Annotated in this window: 25 protein-coding genes and 2 pseudogenes; 20 read left to right on the top strand and 7 right to left on the bottom strand. The window is 71.3% G+C overall.

Annotation, left to right across the window (positions count from 1 at the left end; genetic code table 11):
• Positions 1 to 43 precede the first annotated feature (43 nt).
• The 3 genes from Aru02nite_RS30820 (at position 44) to Aru02nite_RS30810 (ending at position 3,066) form a co-directional block, all read left to right on the top strand.
• On the top strand, positions 44 to 1,084 hold the full coding sequence (locus Aru02nite_RS30820; RefSeq protein WP_203663584.1) for a pyridoxal-phosphate dependent enzyme: 1,041 nt from the start codon (positions 44 to 46) through the stop codon (positions 1,082 to 1,084).
• Complete coding sequence (locus tag Aru02nite_RS30815) at positions 1,081 to 2,649, top strand: N-acyl-D-amino-acid deacylase family protein (RefSeq protein WP_203663582.1); 1,569 nt, start codon at positions 1,081 to 1,083, stop codon at positions 2,647 to 2,649. Before Aru02nite_RS30820 ends, Aru02nite_RS30815 begins: the two co-directional genes overlap by 4 nt.
• Positions 2,650 to 2,832: 183 nt before the next feature.
• Positions 2,833 to 3,066: a hypothetical protein gene (locus Aru02nite_RS30810; protein ID WP_203663580.1), complete on the top strand. Its 234-nt coding sequence runs from the start codon at positions 2,833 to 2,835 to the stop codon at positions 3,064 to 3,066.
• A 389-nt stretch (positions 3,067 to 3,455) separates the two neighbouring features.
• Here Aru02nite_RS30810 and Aru02nite_RS30805 read toward each other — a convergent pair whose 3' ends face one another.
• The 4 genes from Aru02nite_RS30805 to Aru02nite_RS30790 form a co-directional block, all read right to left on the bottom strand.
• Positions 3,456 to 4,121: a TMEM175 family protein gene (locus Aru02nite_RS30805; RefSeq protein WP_203663579.1), complete on the bottom strand. Its 666-nt coding sequence runs from the start codon at positions 4,119 to 4,121 to the stop codon at positions 3,456 to 3,458.
• A gap of 250 nt (positions 4,122 to 4,371) precedes the next feature.
• The gene (locus Aru02nite_RS30800) at positions 4,372 to 5,319 is read right to left on the bottom strand and encodes a sigma-70 family RNA polymerase sigma factor (RefSeq protein ID WP_203663578.1); all 948 of its coding nucleotides are present in this window, start codon (positions 5,317 to 5,319) and stop codon (positions 4,372 to 4,374) included.
• Between the two features lie 10 nt (positions 5,320 to 5,329).
• The gene (locus tag Aru02nite_RS30795; protein WP_203663727.1) at positions 5,330 to 6,529 is read right to left on the bottom strand and encodes an NAD(P)/FAD-dependent oxidoreductase; all 1,200 of its coding nucleotides are present in this window, start codon (positions 6,527 to 6,529) and stop codon (positions 5,330 to 5,332) included.
• 476 nt (positions 6,530 to 7,005) lie between these two features.
• Positions 7,006 to 7,836, bottom strand: a complete 831-nt coding sequence (locus tag Aru02nite_RS30790; RefSeq protein ID WP_275408760.1) for a patatin-like phospholipase family protein — start codon at positions 7,834 to 7,836, stop codon at positions 7,006 to 7,008.
• A 187-nt stretch (positions 7,837 to 8,023) separates the two neighbouring features.
• On the opposite strand from Aru02nite_RS30790, the gene Aru02nite_RS30785 reads away from it, so the two are divergent.
• From Aru02nite_RS30785 to Aru02nite_RS37650, 15 genes and pseudogenes are all read left to right on the top strand, one after another.
• A complete protein-coding gene (locus Aru02nite_RS30785) occupies positions 8,024 to 8,227 on the top strand; it encodes a MerR family transcriptional regulator (protein ID WP_203663576.1) in 204 nt (67 codons plus the stop codon).
• A 495-nt stretch (positions 8,228 to 8,722) separates the two neighbouring features.
• On the top strand, positions 8,723 to 9,685 hold the full coding sequence (locus tag Aru02nite_RS30780) for a serine hydrolase domain-containing protein (protein ID WP_239077067.1): 963 nt from the start codon (positions 8,723 to 8,725) through the stop codon (positions 9,683 to 9,685).
• A gap of 167 nt (positions 9,686 to 9,852) precedes the next feature.
• Positions 9,853 to 10,017 carry a hypothetical protein gene (locus tag Aru02nite_RS30775; protein ID WP_203663574.1) on the top strand — a complete coding sequence of 55 codons (165 nt, stop codon included), beginning with the start codon at positions 9,853 to 9,855 and terminating at the stop codon, positions 10,015 to 10,017.
• A 311-nt stretch (positions 10,018 to 10,328) separates the two neighbouring features.
• On the top strand, positions 10,329 to 11,225 hold the full coding sequence (locus Aru02nite_RS30770) for a metal ABC transporter substrate-binding protein (protein WP_203663572.1): 897 nt from the start codon (positions 10,329 to 10,331) through the stop codon (positions 11,223 to 11,225).
• On the top strand, positions 11,222 to 11,944 hold the full coding sequence (locus tag Aru02nite_RS30765; protein WP_203663564.1) for a metal ABC transporter ATP-binding protein: 723 nt from the start codon (positions 11,222 to 11,224) through the stop codon (positions 11,942 to 11,944). Before Aru02nite_RS30770 ends, Aru02nite_RS30765 begins: the two co-directional genes overlap by 4 nt.
• Positions 11,941 to 12,528: pseudogene (locus Aru02nite_RS30760) on the top strand (metal ABC transporter permease); the annotation flags it as partial. The gene Aru02nite_RS30765 and the pseudogene Aru02nite_RS30760, both read left to right, overlap by 4 nt.
• Before the next feature lie 71 nt (positions 12,529 to 12,599).
• Positions 12,600 to 12,677, top strand: coding sequence for a hypothetical protein (locus tag Aru02nite_RS37655; protein WP_345710183.1), 78 nt, complete (start codon positions 12,600 to 12,602; stop codon positions 12,675 to 12,677).
• Positions 12,674 to 13,552, top strand: coding sequence for a WD40 repeat domain-containing protein (locus Aru02nite_RS30755; RefSeq protein ID WP_203663560.1), 879 nt, complete (start codon positions 12,674 to 12,676; stop codon positions 13,550 to 13,552). Before Aru02nite_RS37655 ends, Aru02nite_RS30755 begins: the two co-directional genes overlap by 4 nt.
• Positions 13,553 to 14,291: 739 nt before the next feature.
• Positions 14,292 to 15,527 (top strand): FAD-binding oxidoreductase, encoded by a 1,236-nt coding sequence (locus tag Aru02nite_RS30750; RefSeq protein WP_203663558.1) that lies wholly within the window; start codon positions 14,292 to 14,294, stop codon positions 15,525 to 15,527.
• A 13-nt stretch (positions 15,528 to 15,540) separates the two neighbouring features.
• The gene (locus Aru02nite_RS30745; protein ID WP_203663556.1) at positions 15,541 to 18,174 is read left to right on the top strand and encodes a sensor histidine kinase; all 2,634 of its coding nucleotides are present in this window, start codon (positions 15,541 to 15,543) and stop codon (positions 18,172 to 18,174) included.
• Positions 18,167 to 18,589 (top strand): roadblock/LC7 domain-containing protein, encoded by a 423-nt coding sequence (locus Aru02nite_RS30740; RefSeq protein WP_203663554.1) that lies wholly within the window; start codon positions 18,167 to 18,169, stop codon positions 18,587 to 18,589. Before Aru02nite_RS30745 ends, Aru02nite_RS30740 begins: the two co-directional genes overlap by 8 nt.
• A gap of 9 nt (positions 18,590 to 18,598) precedes the next feature.
• Positions 18,599 to 18,979 carry a DUF742 domain-containing protein gene (locus Aru02nite_RS30735; protein WP_203663553.1) on the top strand — a complete coding sequence of 127 codons (381 nt, stop codon included), beginning with the start codon at positions 18,599 to 18,601 and terminating at the stop codon, positions 18,977 to 18,979.
• Positions 18,960 to 19,562, top strand: a complete 603-nt coding sequence (locus tag Aru02nite_RS30730; RefSeq protein ID WP_203663552.1) for a GTP-binding protein — start codon at positions 18,960 to 18,962, stop codon at positions 19,560 to 19,562. The genes Aru02nite_RS30735 and Aru02nite_RS30730 overlap by 20 nt, the downstream gene beginning before the upstream one ends.
• A 35-nt stretch (positions 19,563 to 19,597) precedes the next feature.
• The gene (locus Aru02nite_RS30725; RefSeq protein WP_203663551.1) at positions 19,598 to 20,485 is read left to right on the top strand and encodes a TIGR03619 family F420-dependent LLM class oxidoreductase; all 888 of its coding nucleotides are present in this window, start codon (positions 19,598 to 19,600) and stop codon (positions 20,483 to 20,485) included.
• Positions 20,486 to 20,558: 73 nt separating this feature from the next.
• Positions 20,559 to 21,029: a M23 family metallopeptidase gene (locus Aru02nite_RS37650; RefSeq protein ID WP_373325022.1), complete on the top strand. Its 471-nt coding sequence runs from the start codon at positions 20,559 to 20,561 to the stop codon at positions 21,027 to 21,029.
• A gap of 372 nt (positions 21,030 to 21,401) precedes the next feature.
• On the opposite strand, the gene Aru02nite_RS30715 is transcribed toward Aru02nite_RS37650, so the two are convergent.
• Genes Aru02nite_RS30715 through Aru02nite_RS30705 form a run of 3 tightly spaced genes read right to left on the bottom strand, consistent with a single transcriptional unit; the run spans position 21,402 to position 22,910 of the window.
• Positions 21,402 to 21,893, bottom strand: coding sequence for an SRPBCC family protein (locus Aru02nite_RS30715; RefSeq protein ID WP_203663549.1), 492 nt, complete (start codon positions 21,891 to 21,893; stop codon positions 21,402 to 21,404).
• Entirely contained in the window at positions 21,893 to 22,540 is a 648-nt protein-coding gene (locus Aru02nite_RS30710; RefSeq protein WP_203663548.1) for an SRPBCC family protein, read from the bottom strand. Before Aru02nite_RS30710 ends, Aru02nite_RS30715 begins: the two co-directional genes overlap by 1 nt.
• Before the next feature lies 1 nt (position 22,541).
• On the bottom strand, positions 22,542 to 22,910 hold the full coding sequence (locus Aru02nite_RS30705; RefSeq protein ID WP_203663546.1) for an ArsR/SmtB family transcription factor: 369 nt from the start codon (positions 22,908 to 22,910) through the stop codon (positions 22,542 to 22,544).
• 154 nt (positions 22,911 to 23,064) lie between these two features.
• On the opposite strand from Aru02nite_RS30705, the gene Aru02nite_RS30700 reads away from it, so the two are divergent.
• On the top strand, positions 23,065 to 23,265 hold the full coding sequence (locus tag Aru02nite_RS30700) for a hypothetical protein (RefSeq protein WP_203663545.1): 201 nt from the start codon (positions 23,065 to 23,067) through the stop codon (positions 23,263 to 23,265).
• Between the two features lie 257 nt (positions 23,266 to 23,522).
• Positions 23,523 to 25,194: pseudogene (locus tag Aru02nite_RS30695) on the top strand (alkaline phosphatase D family protein).
• The last annotated feature ends 34 nt before the right edge of the window (positions 25,195 to 25,228 follow it).

The raw sequence follows: 25,228 nt of genomic DNA, 5'->3' as shown, positions 1-25,228 counted from the left end.
CGGCCACCCGGTCCTCGCCGCACCCGTCGGTCCCGTGTCCGCTGTGGAGTCTCACGGTTCCGGGATCTGGCGGTACCAACACCGGTTGCCGTTGCCGGATCTGGCGCGGCTGAGCCTCGGCGAGGGAATGACCCCGGTCGTCTGCGCGCCAGAGCTGGCGGAGTTGGTCGGGGTGGCGGAGGTGTGGCTCAAGCTCGACCAGCTGAACCCGACCGGTTCGTTCAAGGACCGGGCGGTCGCCGCGGGGGTGGCGCATGCGCTGGCGAACCGCGCGCCCGGGGTCGTGTGCGCGTCCAGCGGCAACGCCGCCGCCTCGGCCGCCGCGTACGCCGCCCGCGCCGGGCTGCCTGCGATCGTGCTTGTCCCGGTGGGTACGCCAGCGGCGAAGGTGGCGGCCGCAAACGCCCACGGCGCCCGCATCCTCGCCGTACCAGGCGGCTACAGCGCGGCGTTCGCGCTCGGCGCCGAACTCTGCGCGGAACTGGGCTACGCCAACGTCGCCACCACGTACGTCAACCCGCACGCGGTGGCCGCACTGCGCACCGTCGGCTACGAGCTGCACGAGCAACTGCCGGGACTGACCGACGTGTACGTGCCGACCAGCGCCGGCCCGCTCGTCCACGGCGTCGTAGCGGGCTACCGCGACCTCGGCGTGCCGGTACCCCGGCCGGTCGTCGCGCAACCCGCCGGCTGCGCCCCGATCGCCCGCGCGTACCGGGCGGGGCACGACACCGTCGAGCCGTGGCGGCACGTGGACACCCGGGTTTCGGGGCTGGACGACGCGCTCGTCGGTTACCCGACCGACGGTACGCACACGTTGCGGTCGCTGCGATCCGCCGACGGGCGGGCGGTGGCGCTCGACGACGACGAGATCGATGCCGCGCGCCGGCTGCTGGCACGTCAGTGTGGAGTGCACGCCGAACCGGCCGCCGCCGCCTCGGTCGCCGCGCTGCTGCGCCCCGGCACGCACCGCCACAGCGACCGGGTCGCATGCCTGATCACCGGGCACGGTATGAAGGCCGCCAGCGATCCGCCAGTACTGCCCACTGTGGACAGTGTCGATGCGGTGCGGGGCCTGATGTGAGCGCGACGCTGCTGCGCGGCGGCACGGTCTTCGACGGCACCGGTGAGCCCGGTGTCCCCGCCGACGTACTAGTGCGCGGCACCACGATCGAGCAGGTCGGGCCGGCGTTGCAGGCGCCGAACGACGCCACCGTTGTCGACCTCACCGGCCGGTACGTGGTGCCCGGGCTGATCGACGTGCACACCCACGACGACGTGGCGATCCTGCGCCCCAGCGGTACCGAACCGAAACTGCGGCAAGGCGTCACCACCGGCGTCGTCGGCAACTGTGGGCATGGCTGCGCACCGAGCGCCCCGGGCGGCTACCTGTCCGACTACTCCGCACCGGTACTCGGTGCCTTCCCCGACACGCGCTGGCCGAGCTTCGCCGACTACCTGGACGATATCGCCGCTTCGGGCCGGAATCTGCACGTCGCCGCGCTGGTGCCGCACGCGCCGTTGCGCACCGCCGTACTCGGTCCGTGCCGCCGGCCGGCCACCGCCGGCGAGGTACCGCGGATCGCCGGGCTGCTCGACGAGGCGCTCGGCGCCGGCGCTGCGGGACTGTCCGTCGGTCTCATGTACGCCCCCGGCAACGCCGCGACTCCCGCGGAACTCCACGCCCTCGCCCGCGTACTGGCGCGGCACGGCAAGCCCCTCGTCGCGCACCTGCGCAGCGAGGGCGACGCGATCGAGGACTCGCTGGCCGAGGTCGTCGACGTGGCCCGGCGCGCCGGCTGCCCGCTGCACCTGAGCCACCTGAAGGTCGTCTCGCCCCGCAATGCCGGTCGGATGCCGGCGCTGGTGGCCATCCTCGACGCCCACCGCGCCGACGGGATCGACATCACCGCCGATGCCTACCCGTACCCGGCCGGCAGTACGACCGTGTCCGCGCTGTTCCCCGCGTGGGCGGTGGATCGGGGCGTCACCGGGCTGCTCGACGCCCTGGGCGCGCCGGCCACCCGCCGCCGGGTACTGGCCGACCTGCGCCGCCCGTGGAAGGAGCTGGAGAACAACTACCTCGCGCTGGGGCCGGAGCGCATCCGGCTCGTCGGCCTCTCCCGGACCGAACTGGACGGCCGTACGCTGGCGGAGTTGGCTGGTGACACCGACCCCGCCGAGTGCCTGGCCGATCTGGTGCTGGCCGAGCGGGCGGCGCTGTCGGTGATCCTCTTCCAGTCCGACGAACGCGACCTGCGGGCGGCGTTGTCCTGGCCGTGGACGATGATCGGCTCCGACGGACTGCCGGTCGCCGGCGGCGCGGTCCATCCCCGCCTGTACGGCACGTTCCCGCGCGTGCTCGCCCGCTACGCCGACCGGCTGCCAGGACTGTCCTTCGCCCAGGCGGTACACCGGATGACCGGCCTGCCCGCGCACCGGTTCGGGCTCGCGGGTCGGGGTTCGCTCGTACCGGGCGCCGCCGCCGACGTGACCGTCGTTGATCCGGCGCTGCTCGCCGACACCGCCACGTTCGACGATCCGCGACGCTTCCCGACCGGTATCGCCGTCGCGCTGCTCGACGGCCGGCCTACCGCTGACCGCACCGGCCGACTGCTCCGGGTACGTCGCTCGGGCGCAACCCGCTGAAGCAGACCGATACGCGCCGGATCAGTCTGCTCGACGAGGGCGGCGTCGAGACGACGTACGTCTCCGTCTGCGCCCGGTAGGACCGCCAGACCTCGGACCGCGTCCAGCCCCGCGGATGCGACGCGGACCAGCGTGTCCGGTGCACGGCCGGCCGCGACCGGTTCGATCAGACGACACGTCCAAGTGACCGACAGCGGCCGTGCGGTCGAGATGTCCGCCGCCCACCAACGCCCGCGGCAGAGTGGCTGGATCCGCGCCGATGACCCGACGCGCTTCTTCGGATTCGGTTCGAACCGCTCGGGTGCCAGCCGAGCAGAGTGCAACGCATCCCTGCCGACCAACATGGCGCCGGCGTGCTGTACGAACACGGCCGAGGCAACAACGGAGAACAAGTACGACATTCAACGAGTCGAGTGACGACAACGGTGCCAACACGTGCAGTCGATGCCGGCGACCGGTCGACCAGCCCGGCTGGGTCGGTGCCGCTCTCGCACAGCAGGAGCTGTCCGAGTTCCGTCAGGCTCAACGTGCCGCGCTGCTGGAGCAGGCGCAGCACCGTGGCCTGGGAGGGTGATGTCGTGCGGCTTGAGGGCCCGGGGCAGCAGCCGGTTGCCCTCGCGTTGGGTCGCCAGGATCGCGAACCGCAGGTGTTCCGCCCGACGCACGGAGGGCCTGCCGGGCGGCGGGGACGGCGGAGAGGAAGTCCTTGACCGCGTTGGCGTAGCCCACGGGGTGGGAGAAGGCGGCTGAAGGCGTCGGGCCAACCGGCCGGGCCGACGACCTCAGTGGCAGTTCGGGGAGGTCGGTCATCCGGTCCGGCGCGCGGGCGCGAGTTGGTCGAAGCAGTAGTAGACGGCGAGAAGGGCGTGGGTGGCAAGCATGGCGACCGGGCTGACATAGGCCAGGCCGACCGCCGCGAGGTAGACCACTCCGCCGAATCCGAATCGGCGCCTCGCCGCCCGCAGGTCCTTGGCCGAGACGGGCGTGTGGAGGCGGCGGGCGTCCCGCGTGTAGGCGAAGAAGAGCAGGGAGAATGCAGCACCCATCACGACCATGTTGGCGGCGTAGACGGCGGCCGCGGTGTGGCCGTCGCGGCCGGGAGTGGTCAGGTAGGCGGCGAGCATCCGGGTCGGGTACGGGATGACGGAGACGGTCAGCAGCAGGAACAGGTTGGCGAACAAGGTGCGGCGATCCACCCGATCGGCCAAGGCGCACATGGCGTGGTGGTTGATCCAGATGATGCCGATCACGAGAAAGCTGACCAGGTAGGCGAAGTAGGAGGGCCACTCGTGGGCCAGCGCGCTCGCTAACGAAATGCCGTGCAGACTGCCAGGCTCGGGGAAGCCGAGGTCCAGGACGAGCAGGGTGATCGCGATGGCGAACACTCCGTCGCTGAAGGCTTCCATGCGCCCGGTGCTGAAGTCGGCGCGCCCAGCGGATCCAGCGTCGGCGGGGACATCCGATTCGGTCATACCCCATCCTCGCCTCGATGTGCTTCGAGCGAAGCCCGCGCCAGGCGCCACCGCACGCCCACTCACCCGAACAAGCGAGGATTCGCACCCGTTCGCTCCCCGCCGCGTGACATGGGGAACCTTCACCGCCCGTCAGCGGCCGCGGCGGGTTGCTGGCGCGGGCAAACCCACCAGATGCCCTCCAGCGCCGCTGTACCACCGATCGGCGGGGTCGGCCTGTCTGTGTTGCCCAGGTCGGTTCGGTGTGCGGTCACCAGTGGGGGATGAGCGGCGGGTCCGGTTCGTGGTGCCGCCAGGCTTCGGTGAGGCGGGCCAGGCGGGTGGGGGCGGCGATACCGCGCACGGTGGCGATCTTGCCGTCGGCGATGTCGAACGTCACGGCGCCGACCACCAGGTCACCGAGTACGAAGAGGATCGCCGGGGCGCCGTTGACGAGCGCGTAGTGGACGGCGGGTGTGCCTCCGGCGAGTCGCCGTTTCGCGGGCGTGGGTGTGAAGCCGGCCCGGGCGACGGCGGCGATGCGCTGCGCGGTGTCGTACTGCAGCAGCGTCTCGGTCAGGCCGGCGCCGTCCGAGATCGCGATCGCGTCGTCGGTGAGTAGCGCTACCAGCCGTTCGGTGCGGCCCGAGGCGGCGGCCGCGAGGAATTCCTCGACGATCCTGCGAGCAGATGCCGGATCGACGTCGCCGCGGCGGTGGGCGGCGGTGATGCGCCGCCGGGCCCGGTGCAGGTCCTGCTGGCTGGCGGACTGGGTGATGTCGAGGATCTCAGCGATTTCGGCGTGGCTGTAGGAGAACGCTTCGCGCAGCACGTAGACGGACCGTTCGACGGGTGACAGGCGCTCCATGAGCGTCAGCACCGCCAGGGAGACCGAATCGCGCTGCTCGAACGTGTCGGCGGGCCCCAGCATCGGGTCGCCGTCGAGAAGCGGTTCGGGCAGCCAGGCGACGGTGCGCTCGCGTCGGGACTGTGCCGAGCGGAGCCGGTCGAGGCACAGGTTGGCGACCACCTTGGTCAGCCACGCTTCCGGCACCTTGATCTGCTCCCGGTCGGCAGCCTGCCAGTGCAGGAACGCGTCCTGCACCGCGTCCTCGGCGTCGGCGGCGGAGCCCAGCAGCCGGTACGCCAGCGAGGCCAGCCGACGCCGGCTGGCCTCGAACCGGCTGGTGTCAAAGGGATCAGTGCCGGTACTGTCCACGCCGACCAACCTAGGCGGCCACGTGACCGCGGTCCCGGCGGGGCACACCCAGCGCGGCGGCCAGGCGGTGCTTGCGCCTGGGCATGCCGAAAGTTGGGTGCGAGACGGTCCACAGCGCGATCCGGTTGATGCTCTCCTTGATCCGCGCAGCCGTCCGGCCGCCCTGATACGTCGGCTTCGGTTGCCCTTCGTCGTCGACCGTCTGCAGCATGCCGTCCCGCCGCCCGAGGGTGATGTAGTTGTACGTGTAGACCAGCTTGGTGTTCGGGATCTTGCTGCCGGTCAGGCGCCCGACGATCGCCTCGATGGCCTGCCGGCCGGTGAAGCCGGCCGAACCGCAGGACATCGGCAACGGCCGTCCGTTGTCGCCGATGGCGCAGACGCTGTCGCCGACGGCGTACACGTTCGGGTGCGAGGCGGACCGCATCGTGCGATCACCGACGATCTGGCCGTTCTCGGTGACCTCCAGGCCGCTGGCCGCGGCGATCGGTCCGGCCACGAACCCGGCCGCCCAGATGGTCGCGTCGGACGCCAGGGCGGTGCCGTCCGTACACAACACCCGCGTTGCCTCGACGGCTTCGACGCTGGTGTGCTCCAGGACGGTGACGCCGAGCCGGTCGAACGCCTGACGCAGGTGACGGCGGGCCCCGGCGGAGAGCCGGGTGCCCAGTTCGCCGCGGGCGACCAGCGCCACGGACAGGCCGGGCCGGGCTTCGGCGATTTCTGCGGCGCTCTCGATGCCGGTCAGACCGTCGCCGACGACCAGCACCCGCTCACCGTTACGCAGATTCTTGAGGTGCTCGCGCAGGTGCAGCGCCGAGGGCCGGCCGGCGATGTTGAAGGCGTGTTCGGCCACGCCGGGTACGCCGTGGTCGGCGACGTGGCTGCCGAGTGCGAAGACGAGCGTGTCGTAGCGCAGGTCGCCGCCGCCGTCGACGTCGGCGACCGTGACGACGTCGCGCCCGGGATCGACGGCGGTGACTCGCGCCACGCGCAGTCGTATCCCGGTGCCCGCGAAGGCGTCGGCCAGGCGCAGGGCCTTGAGATCTCGGCCAGCGGCGAGTTCGTGCATCCGCATCCTTTCGACGAAGTCCCGCTCAGCGTTGACCACGGTGATCTCGGTGTACGCCGGCGACAGCCGGCGGGCCAGGTTGCCGGCCACGTAGGCCCCGGCGTAGCCGGCGCCGAGAACGACGATGCGGTGCTTCATGTGTCGCTCCTGTCCGTTCGCTTGCGTTCGGTGGCTTGAGCGAAACGGCGCCCCGATTCCTGACAGGAAACGCGTGTGACCTACGCCATACCGTGGTCGAAGCGCGGTGCGCGCTGTCGCGGGTCGATGGCACATCTGCGCTACGCAGCGTTCGGCGTGGCGAGCCCGACCAGCCGCGCCGGTGAGGTGCTGGTGCGACCCCAGCGCGATCCCAGCCCCCACCGCACCCGGCCCGCTGCCTCAGTCAGTACGACCGCGACGTGCCCTGAGTCGGGCAGCGAAACTCGCCACCCGGCAGCAGCGCGAGCGCGTCACGATGCAGGACACCGGCAACTACTCCGAAGCCGACCTCGTGGAGCGTTCCGTCTCTCTCGCCAGCGTCTACCGCTGCCCCGACCGCTAACGCGCCACCGCGCCGTCCTGGTGCATCGGGCGTTGGGCAACAGACCCGGTCGGTTCCGCACTTGGCCGCGGGTTCACTGGGTTCGTGCGGCGATGGTGGGCGCGGCGGCCAGGCCGTCCTCGAAGCCGAGTACGGCGGCTACGCCCCGGACGTCGGGGTCGAACGGGTCGGGGCCGAACCCTGCGAGCGCCCGCGCGGACGGCTCGACGAGTACGGCTCGGTCCAGGACCGCCTGTCGCTGGGCGGTGCCGTAGGCCGGTGACTCCGGTGTCGGCCGTAGCACCACGACGCGGTCGAAGTCTCGGGCGAGCTCGGCGTTGGTCAGCGAGAACGTGCCGCCGTCGAGGTAGTCGTCGCCGTTGATCCGCACCACGGGCCACAGTCCGGGGACGGCGCAGCTGGCGGTGAGCGCGTCCACCAGACCCACGCCTGATTCGGCGGTGAACACGACCCTGCGGCCGTCGGTACGGATCGCCGTGATGCTGAGCGTCCTCGGCCAAGAGTCGGTGGCCACCCGCCGGGCGATCGCATCCCGTCGCCGGTTCGGGTCGATCCCCGACCTCTGCCGGGACAACCGCGCCAAGCGTCCGGCCTTCACCTCGATCGGATCGGCAGTGTCGTGGATGGCCAGTACGTCCGGCATTACGTCGGCCAACCGCACGGCTGGCGCGAGTTCGCGATTGCGGCGCGTCTTGCGAACCATCTTGTCGAATTCGTTGCCTGCAGACCCGGCCTGAAGCACGGCCGCTGCCGTGGCTGCTCCGGCGGACGTTCCGAACACGCGATGGGCGGCGGCCAACCGGAGTGCCCCGGCGTCCTCGAGAGCGGCGAGCACCCCGATGGTCCAGCCGATCCCGGCCAAGCCGCCGCCCCCGAGTACGACGGCCGTCGAGTTTCCCGACATGAACGCTCTCCCCATCTGGTATGGACGCACTCGCCGGGCGGATCCGGCGTCGGGCCGTGTCAGTACGCTAAAGTCTGACATCGGTGTGAGAGTCAAGAAGGTGAGGCGTGGGTCGCATGCGCATGGGGGAGATGGTCCGGCGGACCGGAGTGAGCGAGCGGCTGCTGCGCTGCTACGAGCAGCAGGGTTGCTGACGCCCACCCGTCTGCCGAGCGGCTACCGGGTCTACGACGAGGCGCACATCGACATGGTGTTCCGCGTGCGTCGCCTGATTGCCGCCGGCCTGAACACCGCCACGATCGCCACCGTCTTGCCGTGCCTGTACGAAGACGGTCCGCACCTGGCGCCAGCCTGCCCGGACGTGGTCGCTGCAGCGCGCCTGCGTGATTGAGCAGCCGGACTGGCTCCGGTCAGGTGTTCATCGACCTCGCCTCGATCAACCTGACGTGGCTGGCAGCGGTCCTCGTTCTACCACTGCCCGTGCTGGATCACCGCACGTCCGGTTGACCCGCAGCGGATCCCTACGGCCCGGGCCGTCGTGCTGGAACAGACGGGCCACATGCCTCACATCGACCAACCAGACCAATGGATCGCAGCGGTGCGAGATTCCTGGCGTGACGTCAACCGAGTACGGGTGCGACGCCGGCCACCTGGGTCACTGATCCAATTTCCCGGGCCGCTGGTCCTTTGGCGGGATCGCGGCCGTGCCGTATCCCAGCACGCCACTGCTTGCGCCGCCCGATCTCGACCAGGTCTACGCGCGTGCGGAGCGCGACCTTGCAGCCAGACCGAACGCGGCAGTGAACTGGCCCGCAACCAGTTCGGCGGTGACGGGACGGTCGTGTTCTGGTTAGGGTCGCTGCTTGTGACGGACGCGTTGACGGCGGTGCTGCGTCAGGAGCTGGACCGGTCCCGGAACTCTTGGCCGCGAGGTGTGGGTGTGATCGCGGCGGCTCAGGTCGGTGACCGGGTGAGCCATGCGGTGGTCGGCACCGTCAACGATGCGGGTGATCATCCGACGCCGGACACCGTGTTTCGGATCGCCTCGATCAGCAAGGTGTTCACCGCGTTGGCGTTGGCTGTCGCGGTGAAGCGTGGTGAGGTGGGCCTCGACGAGCCTGCCGAGATCTACCTGCCTGGCGCGTTCCGTCTACCCCGGTACGACGGGCGGCCTATTTTTGTGGTCGACCTGGCCACCCACACCTCCGGGCTGCCGCGTGACCATACCGGCACCGACTCTCTCGACGGTCTCGCAGCCACCCTGGCCCGCACGACGCTGGCCAGCCCGCCCGGACAGTTCCATCGGTACTCGAACATGGGTGTGGCGCTACTGGGGCTGCTGCTGTCCCACGCCGCAAACACCAGCTACGAGACGCTGATCGCCGACCGGATCTGCCGCCCGCTCCAGCTCGGCGACACCACGCTGGCCCCCACCCAGTCGCAGACTCGGCGTCTGGCGCAGGGCCACGATCCCGATGGCCAGCCGGCCGTGGTGCCCACCATCCACGTGGGGGCGCCGTCGGGCGGCCTGTACTCGACCGCCACGGATCTGCTGCGCTTCCTGCGTCTGCACCTCGGCCAGGTTCCCCACGCCGAACTCGCCCCGGCTGCGGCCGTGGCCCTTGCCCCACGCTTCAGCACTCCCGACGCCCACACCCTGGGGCTGTGCTGGCACCACACCCAACTGCCGAACCACGCCACCAGCATCTGGCACAACGGCGGCCTGCCCGGATTCCACAGCTACGCCGCGCTGGTACCCGGCGCCGACACCGCCCTGGTCGTACTCGCCAACCAGGACACCGACCTGGAAAGCACGGCCACCACCATCCTGACCCGGCTCACGGACTAATCGAGGTCCCGCCGCTCCGCACCCGCGGGGCCGCGTGTAAACGGCTGCTATCGGGGCTGTGGCTCACCGTCGCGCGGCACACGGCGGGAGCCGGGTTCGCGTCCATCGAGATCCGGTACCGACCAGCGTGACGGCCGGATGGGGCTTCCCGGGTGTCAGGTCTGTAGGTGGTGCTGGGGTTCGCGTCGATCAGTGCACGGATCAGGTGCGGGCTGGGCTGGCTCGCCGGCGTGCTGGGCGCGCGCGACGCTGGCACCGTGTTCGATGCGCGCACGCAGCACCCCATCGGCCGCTGCCCGCTGCGCCCTTCGGCATCACGCCGTGATCGTTGAGGGCGGGCGGTTCTCAACGCGGCTCTCACGGGCCCGCCCGACGGCTCAGACGTTCTTGCCGCCGACTCTGGCGGTTCCGGATCCTGGGCCAGCCGAACTGTGCGTAGCGCCGATGCCGCGGGTGAACACGTCGATCGGAGGCATCGGGTCGCCGGGCCCGGCCGCGGTGGTGTCCCGACGTCGTGATGGACGGCCAACGACGGCGTGTAGCGTACGGCGCTCAGCTTGTTGATAATGAGATCCGTTTTCAGTACGCTCTCGGTGTGTCTCGCCGACTACGTGTGGCTCGTGTGCCTGTCCTTGCTGCTGCCGTGCTGCTGGTTCCGTTGCTGCTGGCCGGTTGTGGCACCTCATCGTCCGGGTCGCCAGGGCGGTTGCGGGTGGTGGCGGACTTCTATCCGGTGCAGTTCCTGGCCCAGCGTGTGGGCGGTGATCGGGTGTCGGTCGCCGACCTGACCCCGCCGGGTACGGAGCCGCACGAACTCGCGGTCGACGCCAAGGGGGCCGGGGCGCTTGCTGACGCAAACGTGGTGTTCTACCTGGGTGCGGGGTTCCAGCCCGATGTGCAGAAGGCGGTGGGCGAGCTTCCCCGGTCGGTGCGCCGCACGGATCTGCTCTCCGTGCCGGGGGTGAATCTGCTGCCGGCACCGTCGGTACTGGGGAGGGAAGCTCTGGCGGGTGGGAAGGACCCGCATGTCTGGCTGGATCCGCTGCGGATGCGGGCGATGGCCGCCGCGGTCGCCGGGGCGTACGAGCGGGCGGACCCGGAGCATGCCGATGGGTACCGGGACAACCTGGCTCGGTTGCAGCGTGACCTCGACCGCCTGCACTCCGATCTGCGGGCGGATCTGACCGGATGCGCGCAGACCTCGATCGTCACCTCGCACGCCGCGTTCGGCTACTTCGCGCGCCGGTACGGGCTGCGCCAGATCCCGATCGCGGGGCTGTCCCCGGATGCCGAGCCCGACGCGAAGACACTGGCGACGATCTCCCGGCAGGCGCGGAAGGCCGGTGTGCACACCGTGTACTTCGAGGAGGCGCTGCCGCCGAAGTTGGCCGACACGGTGGCGGCCGAGATCGGTGCCCGGGTGGACCTGCTCGCCGCGCTGGAGTTCGACCCGACGCGGGCGTTGGGCGCGGGGCAGGACTACCTGACGGTGATGCGCGGCAACGGCCGCCGTCTGCACTCGGGGCTGGAGTGCCGGTGAGCCCGGTTCTGCAGGCCCGCGGCTTGAGCGTGCGGTACGGGCCGATCACGGCCCTCGCGAACGTGGACTTCGCCGTAGCCGCGGGTGAACTCGTCGCGCTGGTCGGTCGTAACGGCGCCGGCAAGTCCTCTCTGCTGCGCGCGTTGGCCGGGCTGGTCGCCTACCGCGGCACGGTGGAGCATCATCCGGCCGCGTGCCCGCGAGACCGGGGCCGGGTTCGGGTCGCGTACGTGGCGCAGCGGGCAACGCCGCGGTGGGACCTGCCCGTGTCGGTACGACAGGTGGTCGGCACCGGTCGACTCGATCCGCGGCGATGGTGGCGGCGGCCCGGTGCCGGGGATCGACAGGCGGTCGACGCTGCGCTGCGCCGGGTCGGTGTCTGGTCGCTGGCCGACCGGCCGGTGCAGGCCCTGTCCGGCGGGCAGGCCCAGCGGGTACTGCTGGCCCGGGCGTTGGCGCAGGAGCCGGACGTGCTGTTGCTGGACGAGCCGTGCGAGGGCCTCGACGCGGCGAGCACGGGCGCGCTGGTCGACGCATTGACGGCACTGGCCGCCGACGGGGTCGCGGTGTGCTGCGCGCTGCACGAGATCGACCTGGCCCGTGGCGCGTTCCGGCGCGCGGTTGCGGTGGACCGGACCGTCCTGGCCGATGGCCCGGCCGGTGAGGTGCTGTCCCGCGGTCGCGTGGCTGACCTGTTCGGACTGGCGGGCACGGGATGACCGGCATCGGCTGGCTGACGCAGTCCCTGTCGTACCCGTTCATGCAGCGGGCCGCGCTCGCCACCGTCGCGGTCGGGGTCGCCGCGCCGCTGGCCGGGGTGTGGGCGACCAGCCGGCGCCTGGTCTATCTCACCGACGCGATGAGTCACGCCATCCTCGCCGGGGTCGCCGCCGCCGCGCTGCTGGGTTCCTCTCTGCTGGCCGGCGGGCTGGTCGCCGCGGTGGTGATGGCGATCCTGGTGGCCGTACTCGTAGTCCGGGCGCGGCTGCCGGAGGACAGCGCGATCGGTGTGGCCGGGCAGGGGCTGTTCGCGTTGGGTGTCATCGGTGTGTCGCTCAACGCCGAACCCCGGGCGCTGTCCCATGTGCTGTTCGGCAACCCGGTCACCGTGACCGCCGGCGATGTGGCGGCCGAGATGGTGTTGGCTGTCGGGATCGTGGCGGCCGTGGTCGTCTGCCTGCCGGTACTGGTCGCGACCACGCTCGACACCGGGCACGCCCGCACTCTCGGCGTACGTACCGGAGTGGCCGACACGGTGCTGATCCTCGGCCTGGGTCTGGTCGTCGTGATCGGCCTGACCACCGTCGGGGCCTGCTGTTCGACGGCGACGAGGGACGGCGCTGGCACGACGGCGAGACCCGTACCAACCGCCTGGTGTTCATCGGCCGCAACCTCGACCGCGCCGAGCTGACCGACGGGTTCGTCGGCTGCCTGACCGGAGACGCCGCGTGAGCACCACGACCACCGACCCGGATCTGGTGTGGCAGGCCGACATCGACGACGCCCCCGTCTCGGTCAGCGCCGCCGGCGGACTGGTCGCCGTCCTCGGCGCCGAAGGCGCCTGCGCCATCCTCAACGCCGACGACGGCGCGCCGATCGCGACGTTCACGGTTGACGGTGGCCTGCACACCGAGTTCTCACCCGACGGGGCTCGGCTCGCCGTCACCGGCCCCACCGGCCACGCGATCTGGCACGCGGCCGATCGCACCCTCGACCGGTACGAGACCGGGACGTGGTCGTCGGTGGCCAGGTGGAGCCGCGACGGCCGTGTCGCCGTCGCCGACGGCCGCCGGGTCGTCGTCCGGGCCGGTGACGGCGCCGAACTGTGGCGCACCGACGAGGCGCCCAGCACGCTCACCGACCTGACCTGGTTCAAGGGTGGCCGCGAAGTCGCCGCCTGCGCCTACAACGGCGTCTACCGCTACGCCCCGCACCGCCGCGACCCGGTCGGGCACTTCGCGTACCCGGGGTCGCACCTGGCTGTCGCCGCGACCAGCAACAGCCGGTGGATCTGCACGGGCAACCAGGACCGCAGCGTCCACATCTGGCGCGCCCGGGACGGCCAAGAACTCGAAATGCCGGGCTACCCGGACAAGGTCACCCGACTGGCCTTCGACCGCACCGACCGCTGGCTGGCCAACGACGGCGCCCCCGAGATCACGATCTGGGACTTCGCCGGCAAGGGCCCGTCAGGCACCAGCCCGCGCCTGCTGCGCGGCCACGACGTCGTCACCGGGCATGTCGAGCATGTCTTCTACCCGATCTTCCCGCCCAACACCCATGCCCAGCAGGTACTGGCCTGGCTGCATGACCACCCGGCCACCTAACCCCTACCGGCGGCGCGCACAGCACACCGCCAGCGCCGAAGTGGTCGCGCCCCGGCTACACGTGACGCGCCGGGGAACCGGGTACCGCATCCGCGCGAGGCGTGCGCCATCTCGCGTTCGGGCACGGCATCCACCACTGCCTCGGCACGCCGCTCGCCGGACTGCAGGGACGCATCGCCCTGGTGCGCTGCTCGAGCGGGTACCGGGTCTGCGCCTCACCGATCCGTTAGGGAGCCGGAGCGGCCGCGGGGCCTGCTGCTCAACGGGCTGCACGCACTCCCGGTCCGCGTCGACTGATCCCGGTCGACGCAAGCATCGGCCCGCCGCTCCGATACCGAGCCGCACTCCGACACCCGAGACGCACTCCGACACGAGGCCCCGCTCCGGCACCGGGGCCGCGCTCCAGGCGCACACTGCGGCGGCGGATCCCTGCGCGGGCGCGGTGGTCGGACCACATTGGTCGGACGGGTAGCGCCATCCGGGACCCTATGATCGCTGCCCGTATTGTCACCAATGTCGGAGCGTGTTTGTTCGGGCGATGTCGTCGGGAGTTATTGTCATCGCAATGGGTGAACCATAAGATCCTGCCGTGTTGACCAGCGGTTTCGCCGATGGTGCAAATGCGCCCAGCAGTCTGTCCGCCCTTCGAGAGCTCTTTCCTGGCCGTTGCTGGCTTCCCGGCGATCCCGACTGGGACGAGGCCAGGGTCGCCTGGAACCGCTTCTACGACCAGCAACCGGTGGCGGTCGTCGCCGCGCGCGACGTCGCCGACATCGAGACGCTGGTCCGCTTCGCCGGCGAGGCCGGGGTTCCGGTCGCCGCGCAGCCCGGCGGGCACGCGCCCACGGCCGCCCAGTCCGGCGCCATCATCCTCCGCACCGCCGCGCTGGACGAGGTCGTCCTCGACCGCGACGCGCGGCGCGTCCGGGCCGGCGCCGGCGTCAAGTGGCAGGCCGTACTGGACGTGCTGGACGGCACCGGTCTGATGGCCGACATCGGCAGCAACGGCGACGTCAGCGTCGTCGGATACCTGCTGGGCGGCGGGATGTCGTGGTTCAGCCGGGCGCACGGCCTCGCCGCGAGCCGCGTCGTGTCGTACGACGTGGTCGACGCGACGGGGACGGCGCGCACGGTCGACGCCGACACCGACCCGGAGCTGTTCTGGGCGCTGCGTGGTGGCGGCGGCGACTTTGCCGTCGTCACGGCGGTCGAGTTCGGCCTGTTCGAGTGCGACCGGCTCTACGGTGGGGCGCTGCACTGGCCCGGCGCGCGCAACGAGCAGGTGCTCTCCGCCTATGCGGCGGTCACGGCGGCGGCGCCCGCGGCGCTGACGCTCTGGGTGTGGTGGGGGACCTGGCCGGACGTCGACGGCCTGCCGCCGGAGATGCGCGGCCAGTCGTTCATCACGGTGAACTTCACGTACCTCGGCTCGGCCGAGGACGCCGAGCCGTACCTGGCTGAGCTGCGGGCGGTCCCCGACACGGTGCTCGACACCACCGGGGACGTGCAGCCGTCGGCGCTGCCGCTGGTCGCCGGTGAGGGCGACCACCCGCGGCCGGCGATGGACTGGGCGCAGCTGCTGTCCGAAGTGGACGGTGCCGTCGTGACCAGCCTGGCCAAGCTCACCGGCCCGGCCAGCGGCTCGCCGCTGATCATGTGCCTGCGGCACCTCGGCGGGGCGTTCGCCACCGACTGCGGCGGGGCCGCCGGCTCGATCACCCAGCCGTACCTGCTGCTCGCGTTCGGGATGCCGATGGCGCCCGGCGTGGCGGAGCAGGTGCACGAGCACTGGGCGGGGCTGGAGCGCGAGTTCTCCGCCTACCTGGACGGCAGCACGCAGTGCAACATGCTGGGCTACGAGCACCGGCCGCACCACGCGTTCCCGTCGGAGACGCTGGTCCGGCTCCGGGACGTCAAGCGTCGCCACGACCCACGGGGCACGATCCGCGGCAACCGCCCCGTACTCAGCGACTAGCGGCGGGAGCCCGATGACAACCAGACGCCGTTCGGTACGTTTCCGGATCGGCACGCTGCTGCTGGTGACGTTCGCCGCGCTGACCCCGCTCTGGGCGTACGCGATGTACCTCACCGTTCCCGGCGCGCTGACGCTCAACCAGATCGAGGACCGCCACTTCACCATCGGTATACCTGCGGACAACCTCGACGTCGCGCTGAGCGCCGAGCGGAAGGCGACGGTCGTCTACCTCGCCGACCGGGCCGCGGGCAAGACCCCGCTGCTCAAGGCGCGGGCGGCGACCGACAAGGCGGCCGACGCGTTCCGGACCACCGGGGTACAGGGCGTGCACGACGTCGGGACCACACAGTCCGACAAGGTCCTGCCGTCGCTGCTCGGCCAGCTCGACAAGCTCGGCCGGCAGCGGTCCGCCGTCGACGCGGGCGCGGCCACCCCGAACGACGTCTACACCTACTACGGGTCGGCCATCGAGAGCGGCCTGCGGATGCTCCTCTCGATCACCAGCCAGAACGGCGGCGACTCGGACCTGCAGACGCAGGGCGAGGCGCTGTCCCGGCTGACCCGCTCCCGCAGCGTGCTGGACGAGGTCGACGCGCGCATCTCGGCCGCGATCACCGCCGGCCGGATGACCGCCGACGAACGATACGACCTCTCCCAGGCGGTCGGCGCCGTCAAGGGTTCGTACGCCACGGCGGTGCCGAACCTGCCGCCGGCCACCGCCAGGGAGTACACGAAGCTGGTGGACAGCAGGCAGATGGCGACGCTCCAGTCGCTGGAACGTACGGTGGTCGAGACCGCGCCCGGACACGCGATCACCGTCCGCGCGGGCGAGTGGGACGCCGCGTACGGGGCGGTGCTGAAGCAGCTGCACGCGCTGGAGCTGAACACGGCGCTCAGCCTCGGCGAGTCGGCGAAGCCCGTCGCCACCCAGATCCTCATCCGGGCCGGCATCGCCACCGGGTTCGGCCTGATCGGCTTCGCCGCCCTGGTCATCGTCTCGGTGCGGATCGGTCGCGGCCTGATCCGCGAGATCACCGTGCTGCGCAACCGGATGGACCAGACCGCCACCGTCGACCTGCCCAACCTGGTACGCAGCCTGCGCGCCGGCGCCGACAGCACCGAACTGGCCCTGTCCGTGGGCGGTGCCCGGCTCCGTACCCGGGAACTGGACGACCTCGGCGGTTCGTTCGACCGGGTGCAGCGCGTCGCGGTCGACTCGGCGGCGGGCGAGTCGCAGCTGCGACAGGGCGTCTCCCGGGTGTTCGTCAACCTGTCGCGGCGCAACCAGGCGCTGCTGCACCGGCAGCTGAAGCTGCTCGACGAGCTGGAACGCGCGAGCGTCGACGCCGACCAGCTGTCCTCGCTGTTCACGCTCGACCACCTGGCGACGCGCATGCGCCGGCACGCGGAGAGCCTCATCATCCTCTCCGGCGGTACGCCCGGCCGCGGCTGGAGCAGCCCGGTGCCGGTGCTCGACGTTGTCCGGTCGGCCGTCACCGAGGTCGAGGACTACCCGCGGGTGACGGTGTATCCGCTGCCGACGGAGAACATCGTCGGCGCGGCCGTCGCCGACGTGATCCACCTGCTGGCCGAGCTGATCGAGAACGCCGCCCTGTACTCCCCGGCCGACGCGCCGGTCCAGGTGCGGGGCATCCGTGCGGCCAACGGTCTCGTCATCGAGATCGAGGACGCGGGCGTGAGCATGAGCCAGGAGACCATGGCGCAGCTCAACCAGCAGCTCAGCGACCCGCCCGAGTTCGACCTGACGGACGCCACTCAGCTCGGCCTGTTCGTGGTCGGGCGGCTCGCCGCGCGGCGCGGCATCGCCGTCTCGCTGCGGTCCTCGCCGTACGGCGGGACCTCGGCCGTGGTCCTGCTGCCGCCGTCGCTGCTGGAGAGCCGGGCGGGCGCCCCCGTGGCCGGTGCACCCCGGGCCGACACGCAACCGACCGGTGCGCCTCCGGTGGAACGGCCGGCCGACCCCGCGGAGCGCCTGACCGGGGAGACCGTGCGGAGCCTCGCCCCCGAGTCGCGGCGCCCGGACGCGGAGCCGGCGCCGGCCGACGTGCCAGGCAACGGACACCGACCGGCCCCGCCGGCCCGTCCGGCCGCACCTGTCTCCCCGCGCCGGGACCTCCGCGGCTCCGACTGGTTCGCCTCGCCGTCGACCGCCGACACCTCGACGGTGATCCTGCCGGTCGTCGACGACCGCGCCGACGGCACGCCGGGGTACGGCGACGGGACGGCCGCACGACGCGACGACCCGGCCGCTCGGCACCGGGCACCGGACTCCACCGGCCGGTACCCGAGGCGGGAGCCCGGTGCCAGCCTGGCGCCGGACCGGTCCAGATGGGCGGAGGGCAACATGCCGAGCATCGGTACGCTGCCGTCGCCACAGAACCCGCTCGACGTCCGGCCCGACCCGAACCGGCCGAAGCTGCCCCGGCGCGCCCGGCAGGCGAACCTGGCGCCCGGACTGCGCGGGGCACGCAACGGTGACCAGAACGCCGCGGCGGCTCCGACGGCGCGTTCGCCGGAGGAGGCCCGCGCGATGATGTCCGCCGTACAGCAGGGTTGGGCCGGAGAGCGGCCCGACATCGATCACCGACGTACCGCCACTGCGCAGGAGCGTGACCGGAATGACTGACACAGATTCGCGTTCTGGTGGCCTCACCTGGTTACTGGACAGCTTCGCCGAACGGGTACCCGACGTCCGACACGCGGTGATCCTGTCGAGCGACGGCATCATGATCGCCAGTACCGCCGGGCTCGCGCGAAACGACGCCGACCACCTGGCCGCCATCGCGTCCGGGTTCCAGAGCCTCGCGGCAGGTGCGGGAGAGACGTTCGACGTCGGCGAGGTCCGGCAGACGGTCGTCGACCTGACCCGCGGGTACCTGTTCGTCACCGCAGCCGGCGAGGGTGCCCGGATCGCGGTCCTGGCGAGCTCGGGTGCCGACGCGGGACTCGTCGCGTACGAGATGTCGATGCTGGTGCGGCGGATGGGTGAGCACATGACGACAACTCCGAGGCACGAGGCCGGTTTGTTCGGGACCGGGTGAGGTGCTGCGATGGCACGTCACGAGTCACCGGACGGTGAGTGGCTCGACCAGGAGGCCGGCCCGCTCGTCCGTCTGTACGGGGTGACGCGCGGGCGGACCCACGGCGAGGCGGTCGGGCTCGACCTGCTCAGTGTCGTGGTGACCGAGGCGCATCCGCCGTCGGACGCCCGCCTCGGCCCGGAGCACCTGGCGATCCTGCGGCTGTGCCGGCGCCCGCGCGCCGTCGTCGAGATCGGCGCCGACCTCGACCTGCCCATCGGCGTGCTCCGGGTCCTGCTGTCTGACCTGGCCGCGTACCAGCTCATCACGATCCGACTGCCGAACCAGGCCGCGCTGCGCCCTGACGCACTGCTTCTGGAGGAACTGCTCCATGGCCTTCACAACCTCTGACCCGCAGGGGGCGGAGCCGGATCCGATCCCGCTCAAGATCCTCATCGCCGGCGGTTTCGGCAGCGGGAAGACGACGATGGTCGGCTCCATCAGCGAGGTACGTCCGCTGAAGACCGAGGAGCAGCTGTCCACGCTCTCCGTCGGCGTCGACTCGGTCGCCGGCGTGGAGACCAAGCGGACCACCACGGTCGCGATGGACTTCGGGCGCATCGCCATCACCCCCCGCCTCACGCTCTACCTGTTCGGCACGCCGGGGCAGGAGCGGTTCTGGTTCATGTGGGACGAGCTGTCCCGCGGCGCGCTCGGCGCCGTGGTCCTCGCCGACACCCGACGGCTGCCCGACTCGTTCGCCGCCGTCGACTACTTCGAGCGGCGCAACATGCCGTTCGTGCTCGCCGTCAACTGCTTCGACGGCGCCCCCCGGTACCTCGCCGAGGAAGTGTCCGACGCGCTGGCGCTGCCGCCCTCGGTACCGGTGGTGCTCTGCGACGCGCGGCACCGCGAGTCCACCAAGTACGTCCTGACCACACTCGTCGGTCAGGTCCTGGCCCGGCTCACCGAGGCCGGCCAGCCTCCACAGTAGACAGTCCATGATGGACAGCAAGGAGCACGCGAAGCATGCGGATCGGGTTGTCGCTTCCCCAGTACGGACCGCTCTGCCGGGCGGCGGACGTCGCGTCGTTCGCCCGCGAGGCCGAGGCCATGGGGTACGGATCGTTCTGGGTGGGTGACCGGATCCTCACCCCGGTCGAACCGAGCGACATCTATCCGGGCTTCACCCCGGAGCATCCGTACCCGCCGGAGTTCACCGCGTTCCTCGACCCGCTGGTCGTCCTGTCCGCGGCGGCCACCGTGACCACCACGGCACGGCTCGGTACCAGCACCCTCAACGCGCCGTGGCACAGCCCGCTGCTGCTCGGCCGTACGCTGACCTCGCTCGACCAGCTCTCCGGCGGCCGGCTCGACGTCGGCCTCGGCATCGGCTGGATGCGCGACGAGTACTCGTCGACGAACACCTCCTGGGAGCGTCGGGGCGCGCTGCTCGACGAGATGCTCGACGCGCTCACCGCCATGTGGACCAGCGACCCGGTCGAGCACGACGGAGTCACCTGGCGGATCCCGCCGTCGCGGCTCGACCTGCGCCCAGCCCAGCGCCCGCACCCCCCGGTACTCCTGGGCGGCACCGGGCCCGCCGCGCTGCGCCGGGTCGGCCGGCGCGCCGCGGGCTGGCTCGCCGTACCGGTGCCGACGGCGGTGCTGGGGCCGATGTGGGACACGATCCGCGCCGCCGCCGACGACGCCGGCCGGGATCCCGACACGATCCGGCGCGAGTTGCGCATCAACCCGCCGGCCGGTACCGAACTGGTCGACGTGGCGCGCCAGGTCGCCGACGCGCGTACCGCGGGGATGGACGGCGCGTTCGTGGACCTGCACTACCTTGCCGAGGATCCGGCCCACGCCCTCGATCTCGCGTCCCAGCTCTGGAAGCTCCTCGAGGACAGCTAGGTCGCGTCGGCCCGGCGCGGCCGACCGGCCAACCCGGGGCACGGGCTGCGCGCCGGGATCGCCGGTCGCCGCGGTGGCCCCCCCGCGAGCGGTCGAGTTCCGCGCCAGCGGCGGCCCATCGTGTCCGGGTTCCGCACCGACGGCCGGCCCGACCACAACGGCGTCGACCTCGCCGCGAAGCAAGGCACCCCGATCCTCGCCGCGTACGCCGGCACCGTCACCGTCGCCGAGTGCGAACCGTCCATCGGCAACTGCAACCGGCCCGGCAGCGCTGCCACACCCGGCTGCGGCTGGTACGTCGACATCACAGCCCCGACCAGACCTCACCCGCTACCGCCACATGCTCCGCCGCCCGACCGTCCACGTTGGACAGAGGGTCAAGACCGGCCACGTCATCGGTGTGGTGGGGCAGTCTGGCAATGCCGACGGACCACACCTGCACTTCGAAATCCACCTCCACAAAAACCCCAGCCCGCCGGTGCAGTCGACCCGATCGCCTTCTACCAAGCCAGGCACCTCAAACTCGGCAGCCAGAAACCCGTAACACCAGGCGGAGATTGATCAACGGAGGGGCGCGCAGCCAAGAACGTGGCGCGGCATGACGCTGGATCATGTGGCGTGGTACGGATGTGGTCGTTGAAGGCCCCTGTCGAGTCCTGCAACCGAGGTGTGGCCGGAGCCCTCAACTACATGCGGCGCCGGAGGCGGGGCCCTGTGTGTCTCGGCTCGACCGTGCCGGTCCTCGGCGGCGTCCCAGGCGTCGATCATGCTGTTGAGGTCGTCGATCGGTCGGCCTCCGGGATGGGGACGTAGCTCGCCACGGAGTCGGATTACAACCTCGCCGGAATCGACTTCGGCCTCACGGCCCGGCTGGTGGGCTTGCGGGATGAACGTGTTCGTCGCTGACTGCGATGGATCAGTTCGCCCTTCCGCGGACGTCCGTCCCGTCTTCGGCGAACGCCTTGAAGTCCTCCATGTGTTGTTTCGACTGCTTGCGGAACATGCTCGGCAGGAGCAGTGCGATCAACCGCATCACGAGGCCGTCGAACTGGAACTCGCTCTCGCTCTCCCACAGGGTCGTGCTCGGGCCAGCGTCGATGATGCGGTCCCGCTGGGCCTGCCACATACCCCCGCCGACGATCTCGCGGTCGTAGTGCACGACGACCGACCTCGGGATGGCGCGCAGGTCGGCGGGATCCACGCGGGTGATGGTCTCGGTGGCTTCCATGCGCTGCCTGCCCGTCTGGAACACGACTCGCGAGGTGGTCCCGAGGTGGCCGTGCACCCCGTTCACGGGCTCGTGCAGTACCAGGCCCCGCAGCCACTTCGGCATCTGCGCCGGGTCGGAGAGCAGGTCGACCACATCCTGGCGCGGCACAGCGATCTCGATCGAGACGGTGTACTTCATCACTCGGTGCCTCCGGGGGCGTAGAACGCGGAGGTGGCCGCCACGGCGGCCGCCACCCGATCCGGGTCACCGCCGGCGGCCAGGTGAGCATCGCCCCACGCTGCGGCGCTGCGCCGTACGAAGTCGTGTCCCTCGGGCGTGGTCCGGAATCGCTCGTGGTCGAGGCTTTCGCCGTCGGCGAAGAAACCGGCCAGCATCAGCAGATGCAGGTCCCAGCCCACGCCGCCGGCACCCGGGCCGTAGGTCGGGAACATGGGCTCGGCGACGGCCGCTGCGTGGACCAGCTCGAACTCGGTGCCCCCGGCGGGGCTGGGGGACAACAGCACCTCGACCTCACTGGTACCCGGCCATTCATCGGCCTCCGGCCCGAACAGCCAGGACACTCGCAGCCGTCCCGGCGGGTCGCAGGCGAGGATCTCTCCGTGCTCGCCGCCGTCCAGCTCGAACGATCCGCCGAGTCGCAGGTCCCCGGTGACTGGCTTCAACCAGCGGCCCAACCGCTCGGGGTCGGTGATGGCGCTCCACACGTCGTCGACCGACGCGTCGTAGTGACGCCTCAACTCGATCGTGTACGCATCGCCAGCGGGGAGCATCCCCGTGCCCATCGTCCGCCGCGCGGCGGCCAGCTCGTCCAGTACGTCCTTCACGTCATGTGCCTTTCGCTGGTGGATCGGCCCGGCCAGCACGCCGGATCCGGGCCGCCCGCTTGCCGCGGGCCAGTTCAGTGCCCAGGGCATCGAGCCGCTGGTCCCAGAACCCGCGAAACCGATCCAGCCACTCGTCAGCCTCACTCAGCGACGTGGGGTTGACGGCGTAGAACCGGCGGGCTCCCTCAGGCCGGACCGACGCGAACCCGTTCTCACGCAGAACGCGCAGATGCTGCGACACGGCCGGCTGAGACAGCGCGAACTCGGACCGGATCACGTCAGTGATCGCACCCGAGGTCTGCTCACCGTCGGCGAGCAGCTCAAGGATGCGCCGGCGCACCGGGTCACCGAGGATGTCGAACGCGTGCACGACCAGAAGCATACCAACCCTCGCTTATATAAGCCGCAGGTGGTACTTCGGGTCCGCGGTGTCCACGCCCATCGGCATCCGATACGTCCCGGGTGGGCGGGGCGGTCGGCAGCCCCGGCCAAGATCGCCGGCGGAACGGCCGTACCTCGTCGGTGTGGCCACCCCACCGGACGAGTCCGACAGCCGCGTGCGGTTCCTCGGGAGCAACCAGGACCACCCGGAACGGCAGCAGTGCCGCGCCGCTCTTGCCGAGCACGGGTCAACGCTGCGCACACTTCTGGCTGACGGCGCCCTGCCACACGGCTTGATCAGCGACGACGATCGCGCGGTACTGCTCGACGCCTGCGCCACGTGACGGCCGGCGAAGCATGCGGCCAAAAGGGATCATCGAATCAGGTTGGGCCCGAAGGCGTTCTGCAGTGCATGAGAACGTTCCTTCGTACGGACTTCGGTTGAGTGCGGTCGGCCGCTGAACCGGTTACCGCGAGCGCCGCCGCGCTCGGACGGGCCGCAGCGCCGGCGCCTGGCCGATCCACCGACGGCCCCTCGCACCGTTACTCCGTTGGTGGTCGCCGGTACGGGGCGAATGTCGGGCATGATCGGAGCGTGGAGATCTCACCGCGGCTGGTGCTGGGGCCGGTGTTGCGATGCGTCACGAACGACACGGCGAGCATCTGGGTGGAGGCGGACTCGCCGGCGCGGGTCGAGGTCTGCGCCGGGGACAGCACCGCGGACGCGGACACCTTCACCGCGTTCGGGCACCACTACGCGCTCGTCGTACTCTCCGGCCTCGGGCCGGGGGCGGACCTGCCGTACACGGTGCGGTTGGACGGCGAGCAGGTCTGGCCGCCTGACCGCTACGAGTACCCGCCGAGCCGGCTGCGTACCCGGGGTGGCCCGAGCCCGACGGTACGGGTGATGTTCGGTTCCTGCCGGGAGGCGTCCCCGTACACCGACGACGCGTACCCCCCCGGACGCGTTGGACACCTTCGCCCGCGCGTTGGCCAAGGGCAGCGCGCCGACCCCGGATCTCATGTTGCTGCTGGGCGACCAGGTGTACGCGGACGAGATCTCCGCCGACACCAGGCGGTACCTTCGGGACCGGCGCGAGCACGGTGACGGTCCGACGGACGCGCCGGTCGACCAGGCCGGCGACTTCGAGGACTACACGAGGCTCTACCACGAGTCGTGGACCGATCCGGAGATCCGCTGGCTGCTGTCCACCGTGCCGTCCGCGATGATCTTCGACGATCACGAGATCGTGGACGACTGGAACACCTCGGCCGCCTGGCGCGAACGGGTCCGCGCCACGACCTGGTGGCCCCGCCGGATCGTGGGCGGCCTCGCCTCGTACTGGGTGTACCAGCAGTTGGGCAACCTCACACCGGACCAGTTGGCGACCGACGAGACGGCCCGCACGGTGTTGACCGGCGGCGACGCGTCGGCAGCGCTGGCCCGACTCGCCGTCGTCGGCGACCGCGCCGCCGATCCGCCCACACCGACCGCCGGCCCGAGCTGGAGCTACCGCATCGACCTGGCTCGTACCCGGGTGCTGGTGCTCGACAACCGCTGCGGCCGGGTACTCACGCCGGGCCGTCGGCAGATGCTGTCCCCGACCGACTGGGACTGGCTCGCCGAGCAGGTGCGCGGCGACTACGACCACCTGGTCCTCGGCGCGTCGCTGCCCTGGCTGTTGCCGCCGGCCATCCACGACCTGGAGACCGCCGACGAGAAGCTCGCCGACTCGCCCAGGTCACTGGTCGCGGCCGGCGCCGAGTGGGCGCGGCAGTTCGCCGACATGGAGCACTGGGGCGCCTTCCGGGACTCCTTCGAACGGTTCGGTGAGCTGCTGCGCGACGTCTCCGCCGGCAGGTACACGCCGCAACCGCCGGCCAGCGTCACCGTACTGTCCGGCGACGTGCACCACAGCTACGTCGCCGCCGCCGACCTCAGCCCCGGGCAGCGCAGCCGCGTGTACCAGCTGACCTGCTCGCCGACCCACAACCAGGCCCCACCGGAGATGAAGCTCGGCTTCCGGATCGGCTGGAGCCGGGCCGCCGCCCGGATCGCCGCCGGCATCGCGCGGCTGGCGCGGGTACCGCGGCCGGGGCCACGCTGGCACAAGCTCGCCGGCCCGTACTTCTCCAACGCCGTCGGGACGCTGGAACTGCGCGCACGCGCGGCCCGGGTCCGGCTGGACGGCACGGCGCGCGACGACACGGGCACCCCGGTGATGCGACCGCTGGCCCAGGTACCGCTGGCATGGCGCAGCGGCGAGCGCTAGCTGTACTGACCACAGAGGTTGGTGACGGGGACCA

This window comes from Actinocatenispora rupis, assembly GCF_016861975.1.
Taxonomy (GTDB): domain Bacteria; phylum Actinomycetota; class Actinomycetes; order Mycobacteriales; family Micromonosporaceae; genus Actinocatenispora; species Actinocatenispora rupis.
Note: the sequence above shows the minus strand (reverse complement) of the source record. Positions and strands in the feature narration are given on the sequence as shown.